Raw genomic sequence first — 18,558 nt, forward strand, 5'->3', positions numbered from 1 at the left:
GTTATATATACATAAAAATATTGTATTTTTGTTAATTTCAATTTGTCCTATTGTTAAATTACGTGTATAAATTATCTGGTACGACGTCTTACCAATACGTAAGCGTTAACCAGAATAAGAAGTATATGACAGATTAGAGCGAGTATTTGTAATTTTACTGATTCGCTTCTATCGTTATGATTACACTAAAAACAATAACTTGATCACACAAAATGACCCGCGACAGGGGGGAACCAAAATGATAAGAAGATCGCTTTTTGTTAAAAATAGAATCGCTATAGGTTTAGCAGCCGCTAGTTTAGGTTTATCTGCAGCAAGTACTCAAGCTGTAACATTTGAAGCTGGAGGTTTTGATATTACCTTCGATTCAACCTTTTCATATGGGCAAAGTGTTCGTGTAGAAGACAGAGACTTTAACCTAATTGGCAAAAGTAATAACCCAGCATTTGATTGGACAGGTTACAACCCAGCGCTAAGTAATACTATTTACTCATCACAAGATGTATGGGCACAACCGGGCTCTTACTCAAATAATGGTGATGCGGGTAATTTAAATTTTGATAGTGGTGACTCCTTCTCAAAACTATTGAAGGGCACACACGACCTTTCAATAAATAAAGATAACTACGGTTTGTTCACTCGCTTCATGTATTTTTATGACTTTGCTTTAATGGATGGGTACCACGCTTATTCAAATCCTACATCAGGGCAGGGTGTTGATCCATGTGACGATAAAGACACCAAAGCACAAAGTTGTGCCGACATACGTTTATTAGACGCGTTTGTATGGGCCGATTTTGATTTAAATGATGGTAATAACCCTTTATCTGTCCGTTTAGGCCAGCAAGTAGTTAACTGGGGTGAAAGTACGCTTATATCTCATGGTATTAACGTAAACCCAGTTGATATAGATCGACTAAAAGCACCTGGCGCTGAGCTAAAAGAAGCATTTATACCAATCGGTATGCTTTGGGCATCGCTCGGAATTACTGAGAACATTACGCTTGAAGGTTTCTACCAATATCAATGGCAAGAAACACGTTTACCAGCAGCAGGTACATACTTTTCTACTAATGACTTTGCAGCAGAAAATGGTTATCAACAGAATGTTCAATTAGGCTTTACGTCTAATCCTGATATTGATGTTGCTTTTTTAACGGATAGTTTAAATAACCTAACATCTGATTTTGCATTAGCAGCAGCTGCTCAAGGTATTGATCCTTCAAGTGCTGAAGGAAGCGCTTTATTAGCCCAAATGTATCTTGCTTACCCAACTAAGGTTGCATTAAAAGGCAAAGGGGATAATGGTAAAACAGAACCTGAAGATGGCGGCCAGTACGGTTTACGTTTAGGTATATTTTTACCTGAATTTAATGATACTGAAATTGCGTTATACCACGTGAACTACCATAGTCGTCGTCCGCTTATATCTGGTCGTGTATCAAACTTTTCGCAGGCAGCAATTGCTCAAGATTTAGCGATGATCATGACGACAGAAATTACGTCAGATAATGTTGCTGATTTAACCGCTTTTTCTAAAGCTGAAAACGACTACCCAGAAGATATTAAACTATATGGTTTAAGTTTTAACACCACTATTGGTGAAACAGCCTTTGCGGGTGAGTTTGCGTTTCGTCAAGATGAACCACTGCAAATTGATGACGTAGAGTTACTTTATACAGCTATGCCTGAGCAGTTAGCTCTTGCAGGTCTTCGTCCTGATTTTGCAGGTATTTCGCAAATGAGTTTTGGCGATGATATTAGTTCTGTTGGTGCGGGTGAAGTTGCTCAAGGCTATATTGAACGTGATACATCACAAATTCAATTCACGGCTACTCACTTATTTGGACCTTCATTAGGTGCTGATAGTTGGGCTGTAGTTGGTGAAGTGGGTGCAGTAAAAATTCATAACATGCCAGAATATGACGAAATGCGTTTAAATGTATCCGGTACTGGCCGTAGTGGCACAATTACAGGCCCAGGTACTACTGATTATTCAACATTGCAACTTGGTTTATCAAATGGCGCTGAAGAAAAATCATTCGCTACAGCATCTTCTTGGGGTTACCGCTTAATTGCTAAAGGTGATTATTTTAACCTTTACAAAGGTATTAACTTCTCTCCACGTTTTGTATTTTCTCATGACGTAAATGGTAATACACCAGACCCTATGTTCTTATTTATTGAAGACCGTAAATCTTTGGGTGCAACCATGAACTTTAACTACCAAAATGCGTGGTCACTTGATGTGAGCTATAACTCGTTTTGGGGCGGCGGCGATATTAATACTTTCTCAGATCGCGATTACGTTTCTTTTAACTTAAAATATTCTATTTAGGGGTAACATTACTATGATTAAAAAACCTACCCTCATCGCTACAGCTTTTTGTAGCTTGTTTGCAAGCAGCGCAGCTTTAGCTAAATTAAACGCTGATGAAGTTGCTCAATTAGGTCAAAACTTAACGCCAATGGGCGCAGAAAAAGCAGCTAATGCTGATGGTTCTATTCCAGCATGGAATAATGGCATTACTTCTGCACCAGCAGGTTATGAAGCTGGTATGCATCACCTTGACCCATTTACAGCTGATAAAGTGCTTTTCACTATTGATAAAAGTAATATTGAAAAGTACAAAGCCAATTTAAGTCCGGGTCAAATTGCTTTATTTGAAGCATACCCAGACACATTTAAAATGCCAGTGTATGAAACACGTCGTTCTGCTTCTTACCCTCAGTTTGTGTATGATGCGACTAAAAAGTTTGCACCGACTGCTGAATTAATAGAAGGCGGTAACGGTATTAAAAATACAGCGATTGGTATTCCTTTCCCTATACCTAAAACGGGTTTAGAGGCAATTTGGAATCACTTATTACGTTACCGTGGCCAGTCTATTGAGCGTTTTGGTGGTCAAGCTGCACCGACTGCATCTGGTTCTTATAACTATGTTGGCTTTGATGAGCAGTTATTAGTTAAATACTCAGACCCTAGTGCAACACCAGCAGAGCTGCAAGACTCAAATATTTTGTTTAAGTTCAAACAAAGCGTTACAGAACCAGCTCGTTTAGCGGGTACTGCATTATTAGTTCATGAAACAATGGATCAAATATTAACGCCGCGCCAAGCATGGACTTATAACTCGGGACAACGCCGAGTTCGTCGTGCACCTAATGTTGCATATGATGCACCAGGCACAGCTGCAGATAGCCTGCGTACTACCGATGATTTTGATATGTTTAATGGCTCGCCAAATCGTTACAACTGGACACTAAAAGGCAAGCAAGAGTTATATATACCTTATAACAGCTATAAACTTCATAGTGATAAGCTAGAGTACGATGATATTTTAATGCCTGGCCATATTAACCCAGAACATACACGTTACGAAAAACACCGTGTTTGGGTTGTTGAAGCTAACTTAAAAGATGATACACGTCATATCTATAAAAAACGTGTGTTTTACATCGATGAGGATAGCTGGCAAGTACAGGTTACTGATATTTATGATAACCGCGACCAACTTTACCGTGTAGCAATGGCTTATGGCCTTAACTACTACGAAGTACCTACACAGTGGAGTACGCTTGAGGTTTATCATGATTTGAATTCTCGTCGTTATTTAGCAATTGGTTTAGATAACCAAGAAAAAATGTACGATTTTTCACAGTCATTTAACGATAACGAATTTACTTCAAGCGCTTTACGTCGCGCAGGTAGATAGTATTAAACTAGGCACTTAACAATTTGTTAAGTGCCTTTTCCTTTCTCATCGCGTTTGTCTTACAGCGCGCAACGCTTTCCCCAGTAAAAAGACAAACAACTCTCTCGTACAAGGCGATTAAAATTTATGAAGTATTTGGTATATGCCAGCCTGATAATAAGCGGTGCGAGTGTTGCACAAGAAGCCCCTAACAATGCAATCAGTTTAACAAATGCAGCTAAAACCTTACTCACCGACATAACCAACACAGGCAATGGTCTAATTGCAGTAGGTAAACACGGTACTGTTATTAAAAGTATCTCGGGTGATAAATGGCAACAAGCTGAGCTAGTCCCAACTCAAGTGCTATTAACTGCCGTTGATTTTAGTAATGAAAATAATGGATGGGCGTGTGGCCACGATGCAACAATAATAAATACTACTGACGGTGGTGTTAATTGGCAACTACAACAAGCACAACCAAAATTAGACAAACCATGTTTAGATATTCTATTTGAAGATGATTTAAAAGGTTTTGCAGTGGGCGCATATGGCATGTTTTATCAAACCACCGATGGTGGTAAACATTGGCAAAAACGCTTTTTAGATTCGCTATTATTTAGTGATGATCGTGATTACTTGAACGATTTAAAAGAAAATGACCCCGAAGGATACGAAGCCGAAACTGCTTCAATTTTACCGCACTTTAATCGAATCGAAAAAACAGATAATGGTTTAATGCTGGTTGGTGAGATGGGCTTGATGGCCAGAAGCATTGATGATGGTCAAACTTGGCAAAGGATAGAAGAAATTTATCCTGGCTCATTTTTTGCAGTTGCATCAGATAGCACACAAGAAATTGTGGCAGGGCTTCGAGGTAATGTTTTTGCAAAGCAAAATGGTGAACAGCAGTGGCAGCATTTCGAAAATGTTAAAACAGCGACGATCAACAACATCATTAATTATAATAACAAACAATGGCTTATGCTTGCCAACAGTGGCGTTATTTTTCATCTTCAAGATGGGTTACTCACCCATGAGCAGCTTGCTGACGGTAAAGCGATTCTTGATGGTGTAATTTTAGATAACAGGCTGATCATGGCTACAGAAGATGGCATTAAAGTGAAGGAGTTAACCCCTTAATGCATAAACTACTCGATTTTATTGAAAAGGCGATTTTTAGACATCGCTTAATTATGCTTATAAGTTTTGCACTTATAACCTGTTTACTTGTATTCAAAGCGACTCAAATTCAATTAGATGCATCGTTTAATAAAAATATCCCGTTAAACCACGATTATATGAAAGTGTATACCAAGCATGAAAAGCAGTTTGGTGGTGCAAATAGTATTTTGATTTCAGTGTGTGATGACAGTGGTGATATATTTAATCCAGAGTTCTTTACTCAATTAAAAGCGGTTCACGATCAGCTTTATTTCATTCCTGGCGTAAATCGTCCATTAGTTAACTCAATATTTTCACCCAGTGCTCGTTTTGTTGAAGTAGTGGAGGATGGCTTTGCCGGTGGCCCAATTATTCCTGCTAACTTTAAAGCAGATAAGCGTGGTTTAGGTGTAGTAAAGGAAAACATTGAAAAAGCAAAAGTTGTAGGACGTATGATTGCCAGCGATTATTCGTGTGCAATGGTAACTGCTCAACTTTTAGAAACTGATCCTCAAACACAACAAAAATTAGACACATTAGCTTTTGCACAAAAGCTAGAAAGTGATTTAAGAGAGCCTTTAAGTACGGACAAAGTAAGTATTCATATTATTGGCTTTGCAAAAATGGCTGGTGATATAGCGGAAGGTGCAAAAGGGGTGGTTGTATTTTTTGCCATTGCTATCGCTTTTACCTTTATTATGGTCTGGCTATTTTGTGGCAGTTTAAAGCTGACTATTTTGCCTATCGCATGTTCCATTATTGCTGTTATTTGGCAATTAGGCCTGCTTTCAAGTTTAGGTTTTGGCCTTGATCCTATGTCTATTTTGGTACCGTTTTTAGTATTTGCTATTGGTGTAAGCCATGGTGTGCAGATGATAAATGCGATTGGTAAAAAAGTAGGTGAAGGTAAAACAACACGTATTTGTTGTCAGTCAAGTTTTAGGGCTTTATTAGTGCCAGGCGGTATTGCACTGCTTTCAGACACCGTAGGCTTCTTAACATTACTTACCATTGATATTGGTATTATCCGTGAACTTGCCATTACAGCGAGTTTAGGTGTAGCAGTAATTATATTTACTAATTTAATCTTATTGCCAGTTTGGGCTTCGTACATGAACTTTGAAAACAGTGTACATATTCAATCTGGTGATGCAGCAAAACCAAACATGCTTGATAAAATCCGCGACTTACTTGTTAAAGCGACTGATCCTAAAGTAGCTAAAATGATTATTGGTTTTACCCTTGTACTATTTGCTTTAGGTTACTGGCAAGCAGATAAAATGCGTATAGGTGACTTACATGCAGGCGCGCCATCACTGCATCAAGATGCTCGTTATAATCAAGACACGTTTTTAATATCAGACAAGTACACTATCTCGTCTGATATCTTAAAGGTAATTGTAGAAGCGTATCCTGCAGCATGTACTGAGCATGATGTGATGGAGCGTATAAGCCGTTTTCAATACAAAGTAGAGAATGTGGCCGGTGTGCAGTCTGCTGTAAGTTTGAGCTCTGTAGCTCAATCGGTTAACGCAGGCTACAACGAAGGCAATTTGAAATGGCAAAGCTTGCCACGAAATTCAGCAAGTTTAGTGCAGTCAACGTCTCGAGTTGAAACTAGTACAGGTTTACTTAACGGTGATTGTTCAGTTATGCCAGTGATTATATTTTTAGATGATCATAAAGCACAAACTATCGATACTGTAATTAAGAGTGTTAAGCAATTTGCGCAAGAAGAGGGCACTGATAAATTAGCATTTAAGTTAGCGTCAGGACCTGTTGGTGTAATGGCAGCCACGAATGAATCAGTTGCAGAAGCGCAAATACCAATGATGCTTTATGTTTATGGTGCCGTTATCATTTTATGTTTAATGAGCTTTAGAAGCGTAAAAGCAACGATTGCAGTGGTATTGCCGCTTTATATCGTATCAACACTTGCACAAGCACTTATGGTGCAATTAGAAATAGGCTTAACCGTTTCTACTTTGCCAGTTATTGCTCTAGGAGTGGGTATTGGGGTCGATTACGGCATTTATATACTGTCGTCGATGATGGGGCAGCTTAAGCAAAATGTACCATTAAGTGTTGCTTATCGAAATGCGCTTGTTGAACGTGGAAGTGCGGTTCTATTTACCGGTATTACACTTGCGATTGGTGTGAGTACGTGGATATTCTCAGATCTTAAATTCCAAGTTGATATGGGTATACTGTTAACCTTCATGTTTTTAGTAAATATGTTAGGTGCAGTGTTGTTATTACCCGCTATTGGTAGCCTTCTCTGGACTGACCAGAAAAAATAATGTGAATAATTTTGCTCCTAAATGGCCTGTAAAGGCCATTTATATCTACAATTTGTGAATAGATGACCAAATAGCTGAAATGCTTAAAATGTTTTCATCGAAAAGGCTGTTTATTAGCTGTAAAAGGGTTAGAATTTAATTGACTCCACGCTAATGAATAGCTGTACAAATTCCTGCTCCTGAGCAGTAATAGATTAAGGAACATACAATGACACGAAATGAAGGCCAAGCCTCGGTTATCCTAGATAATGTCTGTAAGCTGATCCAGAAAAAAGTTCGCGCTGATAATGTGTTACTCGTTGAGAAATTCGCCAAAGCCTTGTACAGCAATATGTCTAAAGAGGATTTGGCAAACCGCAACGATAGTGACCTATATGGCGCAGCATTAAGCCTTTGGAACTCGCTAGAAAAAAATACTACCGACGACGCTGTTATCCGCGTTTTCAACCCTGAAGTGGCAAAAGATGGCTGGCAGTCATCACATACAATTGTAGAAATTATTACTAAAGACATGCCGTTTTTAGTTGATTCTGTTCGTATGGCCATGACTCGTGAAAATATCGCCTCTCACTTATTACTTCACTGCCCATTAAAAATTAAGCGCGATGAAAACGCTAAAATTTCCGGATTATCAAATTTAAAAGCAGAGCAAGAATCCTCATCTACTAAAACAGTATTTTTTATTGAAATTGACCGTCAAACAGATTCTTCTGTGATTGAGTCTTTCAAGAAAGAGTTAGAGTCGGTTCTTGTTGATGTGTCAGTTGCTGTTGATGATTGGCAGCCAATTCGTAAAAAATTGATTGCAGTAACCAAAGAGTTACCTAAACGTCATCACAATAAAACGACAGAAGAAGTTTCAGAAACAACTGAGTTTTTAGATTGGTTAGCGAAAGATAACTTTACCCTAATGGGTTACCGTGAATATGAGCTAAGCCCAGTTCAAGGTGATTACCAATTAAAAGGTAAAATGGAATCAAGCCTTGGCTTGATGAAAAACTCTACTGAAGAACACACACGATTATTATCAGAATTACCAGAAGTTGCTCGCCAAGAAGCACGCAGCAGCAACCTACTGATCCTAACAAAAACTAACTCTGTTTCTCGCGTTCACCGTCCAGCTTACATTGATTACGTAGGTATTAAGCGTTTTGACGATGAAGGCAATGTAATTGGTGAAGACCGCTTTATTGGTTTGTTCTCATCAAGCTTTTACAATAACAGTGCTACTGATGTGCCTGTTTTAAAAAGTAAAATTAACCGCATTATGGAAATGTGTGATTTTGCTAAAGGTACACACGCTTACAAAGCTGTTTTAAATATTTTAGAAACCTACCCACGTGATGAGCTAGTTCAAGCGCGCGAAAGTGAGCTACTTGAAGTTGCTATGGGTGTTTTACAAGTACAAGAGCGCGATATGTGTCGCTTGTTTGTACGTAAAGATGCGTATGGTCGCTTTTTATCTTGCATGGTTTATGTTCCTCGCGAACGCTATAACACGGCTCTTCGTCGTGAAACGCAAGATATATTAGCTAATGCATTTAATTCTGACGATAAAGTCGAATTTACTACTTATTTCTCTGAGTCAACACTGGCGCGTACTCATTACACCGTTCGTGTGACCGACAACAAGATCGAATATAACGTGAAAGACATCGAAAACAATTTAGTAGAAGCTGCACGTACGTGGGAAGATAAACTTCAATCTGCACTTTTAGAGTCTGCGGGTGAAGCACGTGGTAACGATTTAAATCGTAAATACTGTAATGCGTTTGCACGCTCATACAAAGACGAAGTGCTTCCAAGTGCTGCGGTTGTTGATATCGAAAAGTTAGAACTACTTAGCGATGAAAACAAGCTAGAAATGCTGTTTTACCGTCCTCAAGAAGAAGCAAACAGTAATATTGTACGATTAAGCTTATTCCATAAAGATGAGCCAATTCACTTATCTGATGTTATGCCAATGCTTGAAAACTTTGGTCTGCGCGTTGTTGGTGAAACACCATATTCAGTTAAAACTAGCGATGGTCGTATTAACTGGATCATGGACTTCTCGATGCTTATTGACAGCAAAGGGATGGCAGACTTTGATAAAATTTCAGCACGTTTTCGCGCTGCATTAACAAATGTGTGGGGCAACCGCCTTGAAAACGATGGTTTTAACCGTTTAGTGTTAATGGGTGGCCTAACTGGCCGCGAAGCCTCTATTTTACGTGCTTACGCTAAGTATATGCGTCAAATTGGTGTAACGTTCTCACAAAGTTACATTGAAAGCACATTTGCAAATTATCCAAACATTGCAGCGCAAATTGTTAATTTATTTGCTAAAAAGTTCTCAGTTAAGAGCCCAGCAAGTGCTAAAACACTTGAAAAGTTAAGTACGCAAATCTACTTAGAACTTGAAAATGTAGCAAACCTTGATGATGACCGTATTATACGTTTATACGTAGATATGATTGTTGCGACGCTACGTACTAACTATTTCCAAAAAGATGATGCAGGTCAGTTTAAGTCTTATGTCTCGTTTAAAATACAGCCTAGCTTAATTCCTGATGTACCGCTTCCTCTTCCTGCGTTTGAGATTTTTGTATACTCTCCGCGCGTTGAAGGTGTGCATTTACGTTACGGTAAAGTAGCGCGTGGTGGTCTGCGTTGGTCTGACCGTCGTGAAGATTTCCGTACTGAAGTACTTGGCTTAGTTAAAGCGCAACAAGTTAAAAATACAGTAATTGTACCTGTTGGTTCTAAAGGTGGTTTTGTATGTAAACAATTACCTAGTGAGCGCGAAGCGTTTATAAAAGAAGGCCAAGAGTGTTACAAAATCTTTATCCGTGGTCTTCTAGATATTACAGATAACATAGAGCGCGGGGAAGTAGTCCCAGCTCGCGATGTTGTTCGCCACGATGAAGATGATGCTTACTTAGTGGTTGCAGCCGATAAAGGAACCGCTACTTTCTCTGATATCGCAAACGGCATAGCTAATGAATACAATTTCTGGCTAGGCGATGCATTCGCATCAGGTGGCTCCGTTGGTTACGATCATAAGAAAATGGGTATTACAGCTAAAGGCGCATGGGAGTCAGTTAAACGACATTTCCGTGAAATGGATATCGATTGTCAAACGACTGACTTTACAGTGGTAGCTATAGGCGATATGGCTGGTGATGTATTTGGTAATGGTATGTTGTTATCTAAGCATATTCGTTTACAAGTTGCCTTTAACCATATGCACATTTTTGTTGATCCTAACCCAGATGCTGCTACTTCTTACCCAGAGCGCGAACGTTTATTTAATATGCCGCGTTCATCTTGGGAAGATTATAATAAAGAGTTAATTTCTGCCGGTGGTGGTGTTTTCTCTCGTGCCGCTAAATCAATTACGCTTAGCCCAGAAATGAAAAAAATGTTGGGCACTAAAAAAGCAAGTATGACCCCAAACGAGTTAATGAAAGCTTCATTGATGATGGAGTTCGATTTACTGTGGAATGGCGGTATTGGTACATACATTAAAAACTCTAAAGAAACTGATGCAGATGTAGGGGATCGTGCAAACGATGCACTACGTATCAATGGTAGAGATTTAGGCGCTAAAATAATTGGTGAGGGCGGTAACTTAGGTGCAACTCAATTAGGTCGTGTTGAATTTGCAGCTAAGGGTGGTCGTGTTAATACTGACTTTATTGATAACGTAGGGGGCGTTGCCTGTTCAGATAACGAAGTTAACATTAAGATTTTACTTAATGGCTTGGTTGCTGAAGGTGACTTAACACGTAAACAACGTGATGAGCTACTTTACTCAATGACAGATGAAGTATCTGAATTAGTATTAAAAGACTGTTACCGTCAAACACATACTATTTCAATTACGCAGTCTAAAGGTACTTCAACGCTTAAAGAAAAGATTCGCTTTATTCATGCACTTGAAAAAGATGGCAAGTTAAACCGTGCTATTGAGTTCATTCCAAGTGATGAAGAATTGGCAGAACGTGCAGCCGCAGGTAAAGACTTAACTCGCCCTGAGCTTTCAGTGCTAGTGTCTTACGCAAAAATGGTATTAAAAGAGTCTTTAGTAAGTGATGAAATTACTGAAAACCCTTACTATCGTCAATTGCTTGTGAAGTCATTCCCACGTCCTCTACGTGAGAAGTTTAACGATGCGATGAACAACCATCCACTTCGTAAAGAAATTATTGCAACTAAACTTGCTAACAGTATCGTTAATGATATGGGTTTAAACTTCATGGTACGTATGCATGAAGAAACCGGTGCCAACGAAGCTGAAATTGCAATGTGTTACTCAATTGCTAGCGAAATATTTGAAATGCGCGATACATGGTCTTCTATCAGCGCACTGGATAATAAAATACCAGCAGCGGTACAAACTGAAATGCTTTACCAACTTCGTCGTACTGTTCGCCGTACTACGCGTTGGTTCTTACGTCATCGTAATAAGTCACAAACGATTGAACAAGGAATTGAATTCTTTGCGCCAACATTTAAAGATTTAAGCGATAATTTAAATACGTACATGATTGAAAAAGAAAATGACCGTATTGTAATTGAAGCTAATAAGTTAATTGATGCCGGCGTTCCTGCAGATATAGCTAAGCGTATTGTTTCGTTATCAAGCTTATTCTCTGTGATGGATTTAGCTGAAGTTGCTAATAATTCAGGTAAGAGTATTTCGATGGTATCGAATACTTACTTTAAACTAGGCGCAAGAATGGGTCTGCATTGGTTCTTAGAGCAAATAACTAAGCAACCAGTAGCAAATCATTGGCAAGCACTTGCTCGTTCATCTTACCGTGAAGAGCTTGATTGGCAGCAACGTACGTTATCTGAAGTGGTGCTAAATAGCTTTGAAGGTGACGAGAGCGATGTTGATAGTCAAATAGATGAGTGGATGGATAGTCAAGATTTATTACTTCAGCGTTGGAAACAAATGTTGGCTGAGTTTAAAACATCACAAAGCCACGACTTTGCTAAGTTCTCAGTTGCACTTCGTGAACTTATGTTATTAAGTCATAACTGTGATACATCAGGAAAATAATTTAGCTTTAATCAGTTATTTGTTTAGTAAATAAATAACTGATTGTTAAAATTGTTATACAATACCTCAGCCTTGTCTGAGGTATTTTTTTGTCTGAAATTTAAAAAGAGGATTATATTGATGTTTTATGATTTAGCTCGCCGTTTTATGTTTACCCGTGATGCGGAGTGGGCGCATGAGTTTGCACTTAATAATCTTCGTCGTTTTGCTAATACGCCTCTAAATATAGCTTGGTCACAAAGTGTTTCAGATAAACCCGTAAACTTTTTAGGTCTTGAATTTAAAAACCCAGTAGGGCTTGCCGCTGGCCTTGATAAAAATGCAGAATGTATTGATGCTTTTAGCCAAATGGGATTTGGTTTTATTGAAGTTGGAACGGTTACACCGCGTCCTCAAGTTGGTAATGATAAGCCACGTATTTTTAGACTTCCAGAGTCAAACGCAATTATTAACCGTATGGGCTTTAATAATAAAGGTGTTGATAATTTAGTCGAAAATGTAAAAGCAGCAAAGTACAGTGGCATACTCGGTATCAATATTGGTAAAAATAAAGATACACCTAATGAACAAGGTAAAGATGACTACATTCATTGTATGCGTAAAGTATTTGAGCATGCCTCATACATTACGGTAAATATTTCATCACCAAATACCCCAGGGCTTCGTGATTTACAATATGGTGCTGCACTTGATGATTTATTGCAAAGTCTTAAAAATGAACAGTTAGATTTAATTTCAAAGCATAATAAGCAAGTGCCTATGCTTGTAAAAATTGCACCGGATCTCGATCAAATACAAATAGAGCAAGTAAGTGAATCACTTTTAAATAATAAAATTGATGGTGTAATTGCCACAAACACAACGCTTGAGCGAGCCGCAGTTATGGGGCAGCAATATGCACAAGAGGCGGGCGGTTTATCAGGTCACCCTGTTAGAATGCGCTCTACAGAGGTAGTAAGTGAACTAAAACGCTTAACACAAGGTAAGCTACCAATCATCGGAGTCGGCGGTATTGATGATGCTACATCTGCAAAAGAAAAGTTAGATGCAGGCGCAAATTTAGTTCAGGTTTATACTGGGTTCATCTACAAAGGTCCACAATTGGTAAAGTCGATCGTTAACGGCTTATAAGGATCAGTTATCTAAGCTTTTGATCGTTAGCTAAATGTTCTAAGCAAACATTTTAAAAGTGGTCAAAAGCGGTTATACTCTGAGCAATAATTATTCAACATACCCAAGGAGGAGTAAATGTTACAAGCATCAAAGCAATGGCAGTGGATTACTTGTCCTGATAAAAATCGTTTGTTACTTGATTTAAATGACGACATGCAATTATGCACGCCTTATAAATTAAGACAGCTCACCGATTCTGTTTTTAAAAATCCACGTTTTAGTCTCGAAGATGCTGCATTTTACGAACAAGTTTATAATTATCTGGATGGATTTGAATTGTGGTCTGCGGCTCAAATTTGTCAAATATCATTAAATGCGACTGCTGTTAAGTATCACTTAAAACCCGTTTTAGCAAAAAGTTGGTTTTTTGAAGAATACACCGGGACAGAGCCAAGCGTAGAGGCAATAGTAAAATTAACATCTAAAGCGCAGTCAGGTGATTTTTTAATTGTAGAGCATTGTCCTGATGCATCTATTTGTTTGAATTTAAGTGAAACCTTTAAATTAGACGAAAACTTATCTTTAGCGCAATTTGAAGTAATCCGTATTTTGAATAATCGAGTACACCCCATCCTAAATCAGCAATATCAAAGTCAAACCGCCTAACCAAATTTAAGTCTTAAGCGTGTCTTTATGGCGTGTTTGTCGCCCAACCTATGTTATAATCCTGCGCAATTAGCTATTAAGGGTTATTACTTTGCAATTTATCGCACTTACTTCTATCGGAATCGAAAATTTATTGGTTGATGAACTAACAGAACTTGGCGCAACCGTGTCTAAGCAAACTGTTGGTTCTGTTCGTTTTGAGGCTGACTCATTACTTGCGCAAAAGGTTTGTTTATCAACTCGTTTTGCAACGCGTGTGCTTATGCTTATTGAAGAAAAAGAAGGCGTAGATGACAAAAATAGCCTGTATAATTTTGCGCGCTCGCAACCTTGGCAAGAATGGTTTGGACCTACGCAAACATTCGCTGTCGACTTCAACGGTACCAATGACTCATTAAAAAACACGCAATTTTCGGGTCTTGTAATCAAAGATGCGATTGTTGACTATTTTAATGATTTATATGAGCAACGTCCTAACGTTGATAAGCAAGATGCTAACGTGCGCGTAGTTGCACGATTAAATCGTTACGGCGTATCGATGTATATTGACTATTCAGGTCCTCGTTTGTCAGAACGTGGTTACCGCCAAGGCCAAGGTAAAGCGCCAATTAAAGAGCACTTAGCTGCTGCATTAATTAAGCGAAGTGGCTGGCTTGAAAATGTAAAACAGCCTTTATTCGATCCATGTTGTGGTGCGGGTACTATTTTGATAGAAGCTGCCGGTATGGCGCGAAACGAAGCGCCAGGACTATTCCGTGAAGGTTTTGCTTTTGAGCGTTTACCCAGTTTTAGAGCCGCTAAGTTTAAAGAGCTTAAAGAAGAGTTACTCGCTAATATTACTGATCCTAAATTATGGTTAATTGGCCACGATTACGATGAGCAAGTATTAAGTAAAGCAATTGATAATGCTAAACGTGCAGAGCTTGACGACGTGATTAAGTTTAAGCAAAGTGATGCAACTAAACTTACAGCTGTTGCAAAATTACCGGGTGTTGTAATTTCAAACTTACCTTATGGTGAGCGTATTGGCTCTATGGCTGAGCTTGTTGATTTACACCGTAATTTAGGCGTTGGCTTTAAAAAGCACTTCAATCACTGGAAACTTGCCTTATTGGGTATGGACGAGAGCTTATTTAAACTTTTAAAACTTGTGCGCCTTAAGCGTTATAAATTTAAAAATGGCCCGCTTGATGTAGAACTTAACTTATATCAATTAGATGATAAGCAAGTAAGTTTGACTACAGATGACAAAAAAGCACTCAATTTTGAAGGCTCAACGTCATTTGCAAATAGATTGAAAAAAAATAAGCAAGGCTTAAAAAACTGGCTTAAACAAAATAAAATAGATGCTTATCGCGTCTATGAAGCGGATATCCCTGAATACAATGTTGCTGTAGATATTTATGGCGACTCTGCTGTAATTTTTGAATATGCAGCGCCTAAAGAAATTGATGAAAAAACATCAGAAAAACGCCTGCAAGACGTAATAAGTTTAACGGCTCAACAGCTTGAGATTTCACCTGAAAACATTGCTGTAAAAGTACGTAAAAAGCAGAAGGGCGAAGATCAGTACACCGCTATGTCTAAACAAAACCGTACTATGGTTGTTGAAGAGTTTGGTGCTAAGTTCAAAGTTAATTTATTTGACTACTTAGACACAGGCTTGTTTTTAGACCATCGCTTAATGCGCCGTTATATTCAAGAAAATGCTAAAGATAAACGTTTCTTAAACCTTTTTGCATACACAGGTACAGCTTCTGTACATGCTGCTCTTGGTGGTGCTAAAGCCATTACTACAGTCGATTTATCAAAGACCTACTTAAAATGGGGCCAAGATAACTTTGATTTAAATGGTATTAGTAATACACGATACCGTTTTGAACAAGCTGATTGTTTAAAATGGTTAGAGCACGCGACAGCACAATATGATTTGATATTTTTAGATCCTCCAACGTTTTCAAACTCAAAACGTATGAAAGACGCGTTTGATGTACAGAGCGATCACATTAAATTATTAACGTGGGTTAAAAAGATTTTAAGCCCATCAGGTACCTTAATTTTCTCTAATAACAAACGTGGCTTTGTGATAGATGAAGTTGGTCTGATTGGTTTAGGTTTAAAAGCCATTAATATTTCAGATAAAACGTTATCACCAGACTTTAAACGTAATAAAAAAATCCATAATAGCTGGTTAATCACACATGGCTAAATGGGTTTTATACCACACTGATGGTTGCCACTTGTGCGAGCAAGCTGAGCAACTTATCACTGAGGTACTTAGTAATACGAGTGAGTTATTACTAATCGATATTATGACTGATGAGCAGCTTATAGCTGAGTATCAAATTACTATTCCTGTATTAAAAAGTGAAAAAGGCGAGCAATTATTTTGGCCTTTTACTTTACACACTGTGCGCGAATTTTTAGCACAAGCAGAATAAGAGCAAATAAGAACTATGGATTTAATTAGAATTTTAAAAGCACAACTTGCTTTTGGTACGCATGCTTTGCTTAACAAAGCAGATGCCGTTATAGAAAGTGGCGAAAGAGTGTGTGTTGTTGGTCGAAATGGCGCGGGTAAGTCAACTCTATTAAAAGTGCTTGATGGCGAAGTTGTATTAGATGATGGTGAAATAAATCAGCTAGGCGGGATTAGAATTTCTCGTTTAGAACAAGATCCACCAAAAGGCGCAAATGGCACAGTATTTGATTATGTTGCGCAAGGTATGCCTGAGATTGCAAACTTACTCATTGATTTTCATCATGTAAGTAATGAGTTGCAAACAGTGTGTACTGATAAGTTATTAAACAAGCTTGAACGTTTATCAAATCAATTAGAAGCGGCTGATGGCTGGCGCTTTGATAGCCGAATTCAATTAGTGCTAACACAATTAGAATTAACGCCAGAAGCTAAACTTGAGTCTCTTTCTGGTGGCTGGTTACGTAAAGTAGCACTTGCACGTGCACTTGTTAGTGAGCCTGATTTATTATTACTTGATGAGCCAACAAACCATTTAGACATGGCAAGCGTCATGTGGCTTGAGCAATTTTTAAAAGAGTTTAAGGGCGGAATCGTATTTATATCGCATGACCGTGCGTTTATTCGCGCTGTTGCTACGCGTATTTTAGATTTAGACCGTGGTAAGCTTATTTCGTACCCTGGTGATTACGCTACGTACTTAGAGCAAAAAGCCCATGATTTAAAAGTTGAAGAAAGCCAAAATGCATTGTTCGATAAGCGTTTAGCCGAAGAAGAAACATGGATCCGCCAAGGTGTTAAAGCGCGTAGAACGCGTAACGAAGGACGTGTTAGAGAGTTAAAACAGCTTCGTACAGAGCGTAAGCAACGTGTTGACCAAGTTGGTAAAACTGATTTCAATATTGAAACAGCAGATCGCTCTGGTAAGTTAGTATTTGAAGCTAAGAATCTTTGTCATGCATTTAAAGACAAAGTTATTGCTGATGATTTTTCTACACTGGTAATGCGCGGTGACAGAATCGGTCTAGTAGGCCCAAATGGTATTGGTAAAACAACACTATTAAAGCTAATGTTTGGTGATTTAGAACCAGATAGCGGCATAACTAAGCAAGGTGTTAATTTAGAATTTGCTTACTTTGACCAATATCGTGAAAAGCTTGATGAAGAAGCAACAGTTCAAGATAACGTTGCCGAAGGTAAACAAGAAGTGATGATGGGCGGACGCTCACGTCATGTTTTAGGTTATTTACAAGACTTTTTATTCCCGCCAGCACGTGCTCGAACCCCTGTTAAAGCACTCTCTGGTGGTGAAAAAAACAGATTACTATTAGCTAAATTGTTTTTAAAACCGTCTAATATCCTTGTTCTCGATGAGCCAACAAATGACTTAGACATTGAAACGTTAGAGTTACTAGAGGACATCATTAATCAATACCAAGGTACAGTGCTGATTGTAAGCCATGACCGTGAATTTATTGATAATACATGTTCAAGTGTATGGGCGTTTGAAGGTAACGGTAAAGTTACAGATATTGTAGGTGGCTATAGCGACTATGAGGCTTACGTTAACTATTTAGCTGAACAAGAAAAAAAAACGCAGCAGCAACCAGTAAAAAAAGTTGAAAAAGTAGTCGCTCCAGTTGCTAAACCTGCAGCTAAAACAAATAAACTCTCTTACAAATTAAAACTTGAATTAGAGCAACTACCGAATAAAATGGAAAAACTAGAAGCTGAAATTGAAGCTCAACAAGCTGTAGTTAGTGACTCAGACTTTTTTAAACAAGAGAGTGATGTAACAACTAAAGCATTGAACCATTTGGCACAACTTGAGTCTGACCTTGAAGCTGCGCTTGAGCGCTGGGAAGAACTTGAAGAATTACAGAATCAGTAGTAAGGACTAAAATGAAATATAAATTACTCGCTGCCAGTATTTTAGCGACATTAAGCACTTCAGCAACAAGTGCTACGTACCAGTTAAGTGAATTAGGGACTCTTGAAGACGCTAAATATTCTTATGTAACAGATGTAAGCGAAAGCGGGCATATTATTGGTTTCGCAAATGGTTTATACAATTTACCTATTGATATCAGC

Annotated in this window: 11 protein-coding genes; all 11 read left to right on the forward strand. The window is 38.4% G+C overall.

Annotation, left to right across the window (positions count from 1 at the left end; all coding sequences use genetic code 11):
• Nucleotides 1-238: 238 nt before the first annotated feature.
• Nucleotides 239-2,338, forward strand: a complete 2,100-nt coding sequence (locus CXF64_RS03155; protein ID WP_101216251.1) for a DUF1302 domain-containing protein — start codon at nucleotides 239-241, stop codon at nucleotides 2,336-2,338.
• Between the two features lie 13 nt (nucleotides 2,339-2,351).
• Nucleotides 2,352-3,716 (forward strand): DUF1329 domain-containing protein, encoded by a 1,365-nt coding sequence (locus CXF64_RS03160; protein ID WP_024592567.1) that lies wholly within the window; start codon nucleotides 2,352-2,354, stop codon nucleotides 3,714-3,716.
• A gap of 126 nt (nucleotides 3,717-3,842) precedes the next feature.
• A complete protein-coding gene (locus CXF64_RS03165; protein ID WP_101216252.1) occupies nucleotides 3,843-4,838 on the forward strand; it encodes a WD40/YVTN/BNR-like repeat-containing protein in 996 nt (331 codons plus the stop codon).
• Nucleotides 4,838-7,159 carry an efflux RND transporter permease subunit gene (locus CXF64_RS03170; RefSeq protein WP_007586903.1) on the forward strand — a complete coding sequence of 774 codons (2,322 nt, stop codon included), beginning with the start codon at nucleotides 4,838-4,840 and terminating at the stop codon, nucleotides 7,157-7,159. Before CXF64_RS03165 ends, CXF64_RS03170 begins: the two co-directional genes overlap by 1 nt.
• 208 nt (nucleotides 7,160-7,367) lie before the next feature.
• The gene (locus CXF64_RS03175) at nucleotides 7,368-12,209 is read left to right on the forward strand and encodes an NAD-glutamate dehydrogenase (protein WP_033027177.1); all 4,842 of its coding nucleotides are present in this window, start codon (nucleotides 7,368-7,370) and stop codon (nucleotides 12,207-12,209) included.
• A gap of 120 nt (nucleotides 12,210-12,329) precedes the next feature.
• The gene (gene pyrD, locus CXF64_RS03180) at nucleotides 12,330-13,340 is read left to right on the forward strand and encodes a quinone-dependent dihydroorotate dehydrogenase (RefSeq protein ID WP_024589190.1); all 1,011 of its coding nucleotides are present in this window, start codon (nucleotides 12,330-12,332) and stop codon (nucleotides 13,338-13,340) included.
• A gap of 117 nt (nucleotides 13,341-13,457) precedes the next feature.
• Nucleotides 13,458-13,988: a cell division protein ZapC gene (locus CXF64_RS03185; protein ID WP_007586900.1), complete on the forward strand. Its 531-nt coding sequence runs from the start codon at nucleotides 13,458-13,460 to the stop codon at nucleotides 13,986-13,988.
• A 91-nt stretch (nucleotides 13,989-14,079) separates the two neighbouring features.
• The gene (rlmKL, locus tag CXF64_RS03190; RefSeq protein ID WP_007586899.1) at nucleotides 14,080-16,197 is read left to right on the forward strand and encodes a bifunctional 23S rRNA (guanine(2069)-N(7))-methyltransferase RlmK/23S rRNA (guanine(2445)-N(2))-methyltransferase RlmL; all 2,118 of its coding nucleotides are present in this window, start codon (nucleotides 14,080-14,082) and stop codon (nucleotides 16,195-16,197) included.
• On the forward strand, nucleotides 16,190-16,429 hold the full coding sequence (locus CXF64_RS03195) for a glutaredoxin family protein (RefSeq protein ID WP_007586898.1): 240 nt from the start codon (nucleotides 16,190-16,192) through the stop codon (nucleotides 16,427-16,429). The genes rlmKL and CXF64_RS03195 overlap by 8 nt, the downstream gene beginning before the upstream one ends.
• Nucleotides 16,430-16,444: 15 nt before the next feature.
• Nucleotides 16,445-18,358: an ATP-binding cassette ATPase Uup gene (uup, locus tag CXF64_RS03200; protein WP_024607750.1), complete on the forward strand. Its 1,914-nt coding sequence runs from the start codon at nucleotides 16,445-16,447 to the stop codon at nucleotides 18,356-18,358.
• 11 nt (nucleotides 18,359-18,369) lie between these two features.
• On the forward strand, nucleotides 18,370-18,558 hold a 189-nt coding region (locus tag CXF64_RS03205), incomplete at its 3' end, for a DUF3466 family protein (protein WP_157823657.1).

Source organism: Pseudoalteromonas sp. GutCa3 (genome assembly GCF_002836155.1).
Lineage (GTDB): Bacteria > Pseudomonadota > Gammaproteobacteria > Enterobacterales > Alteromonadaceae > Pseudoalteromonas > Pseudoalteromonas arctica.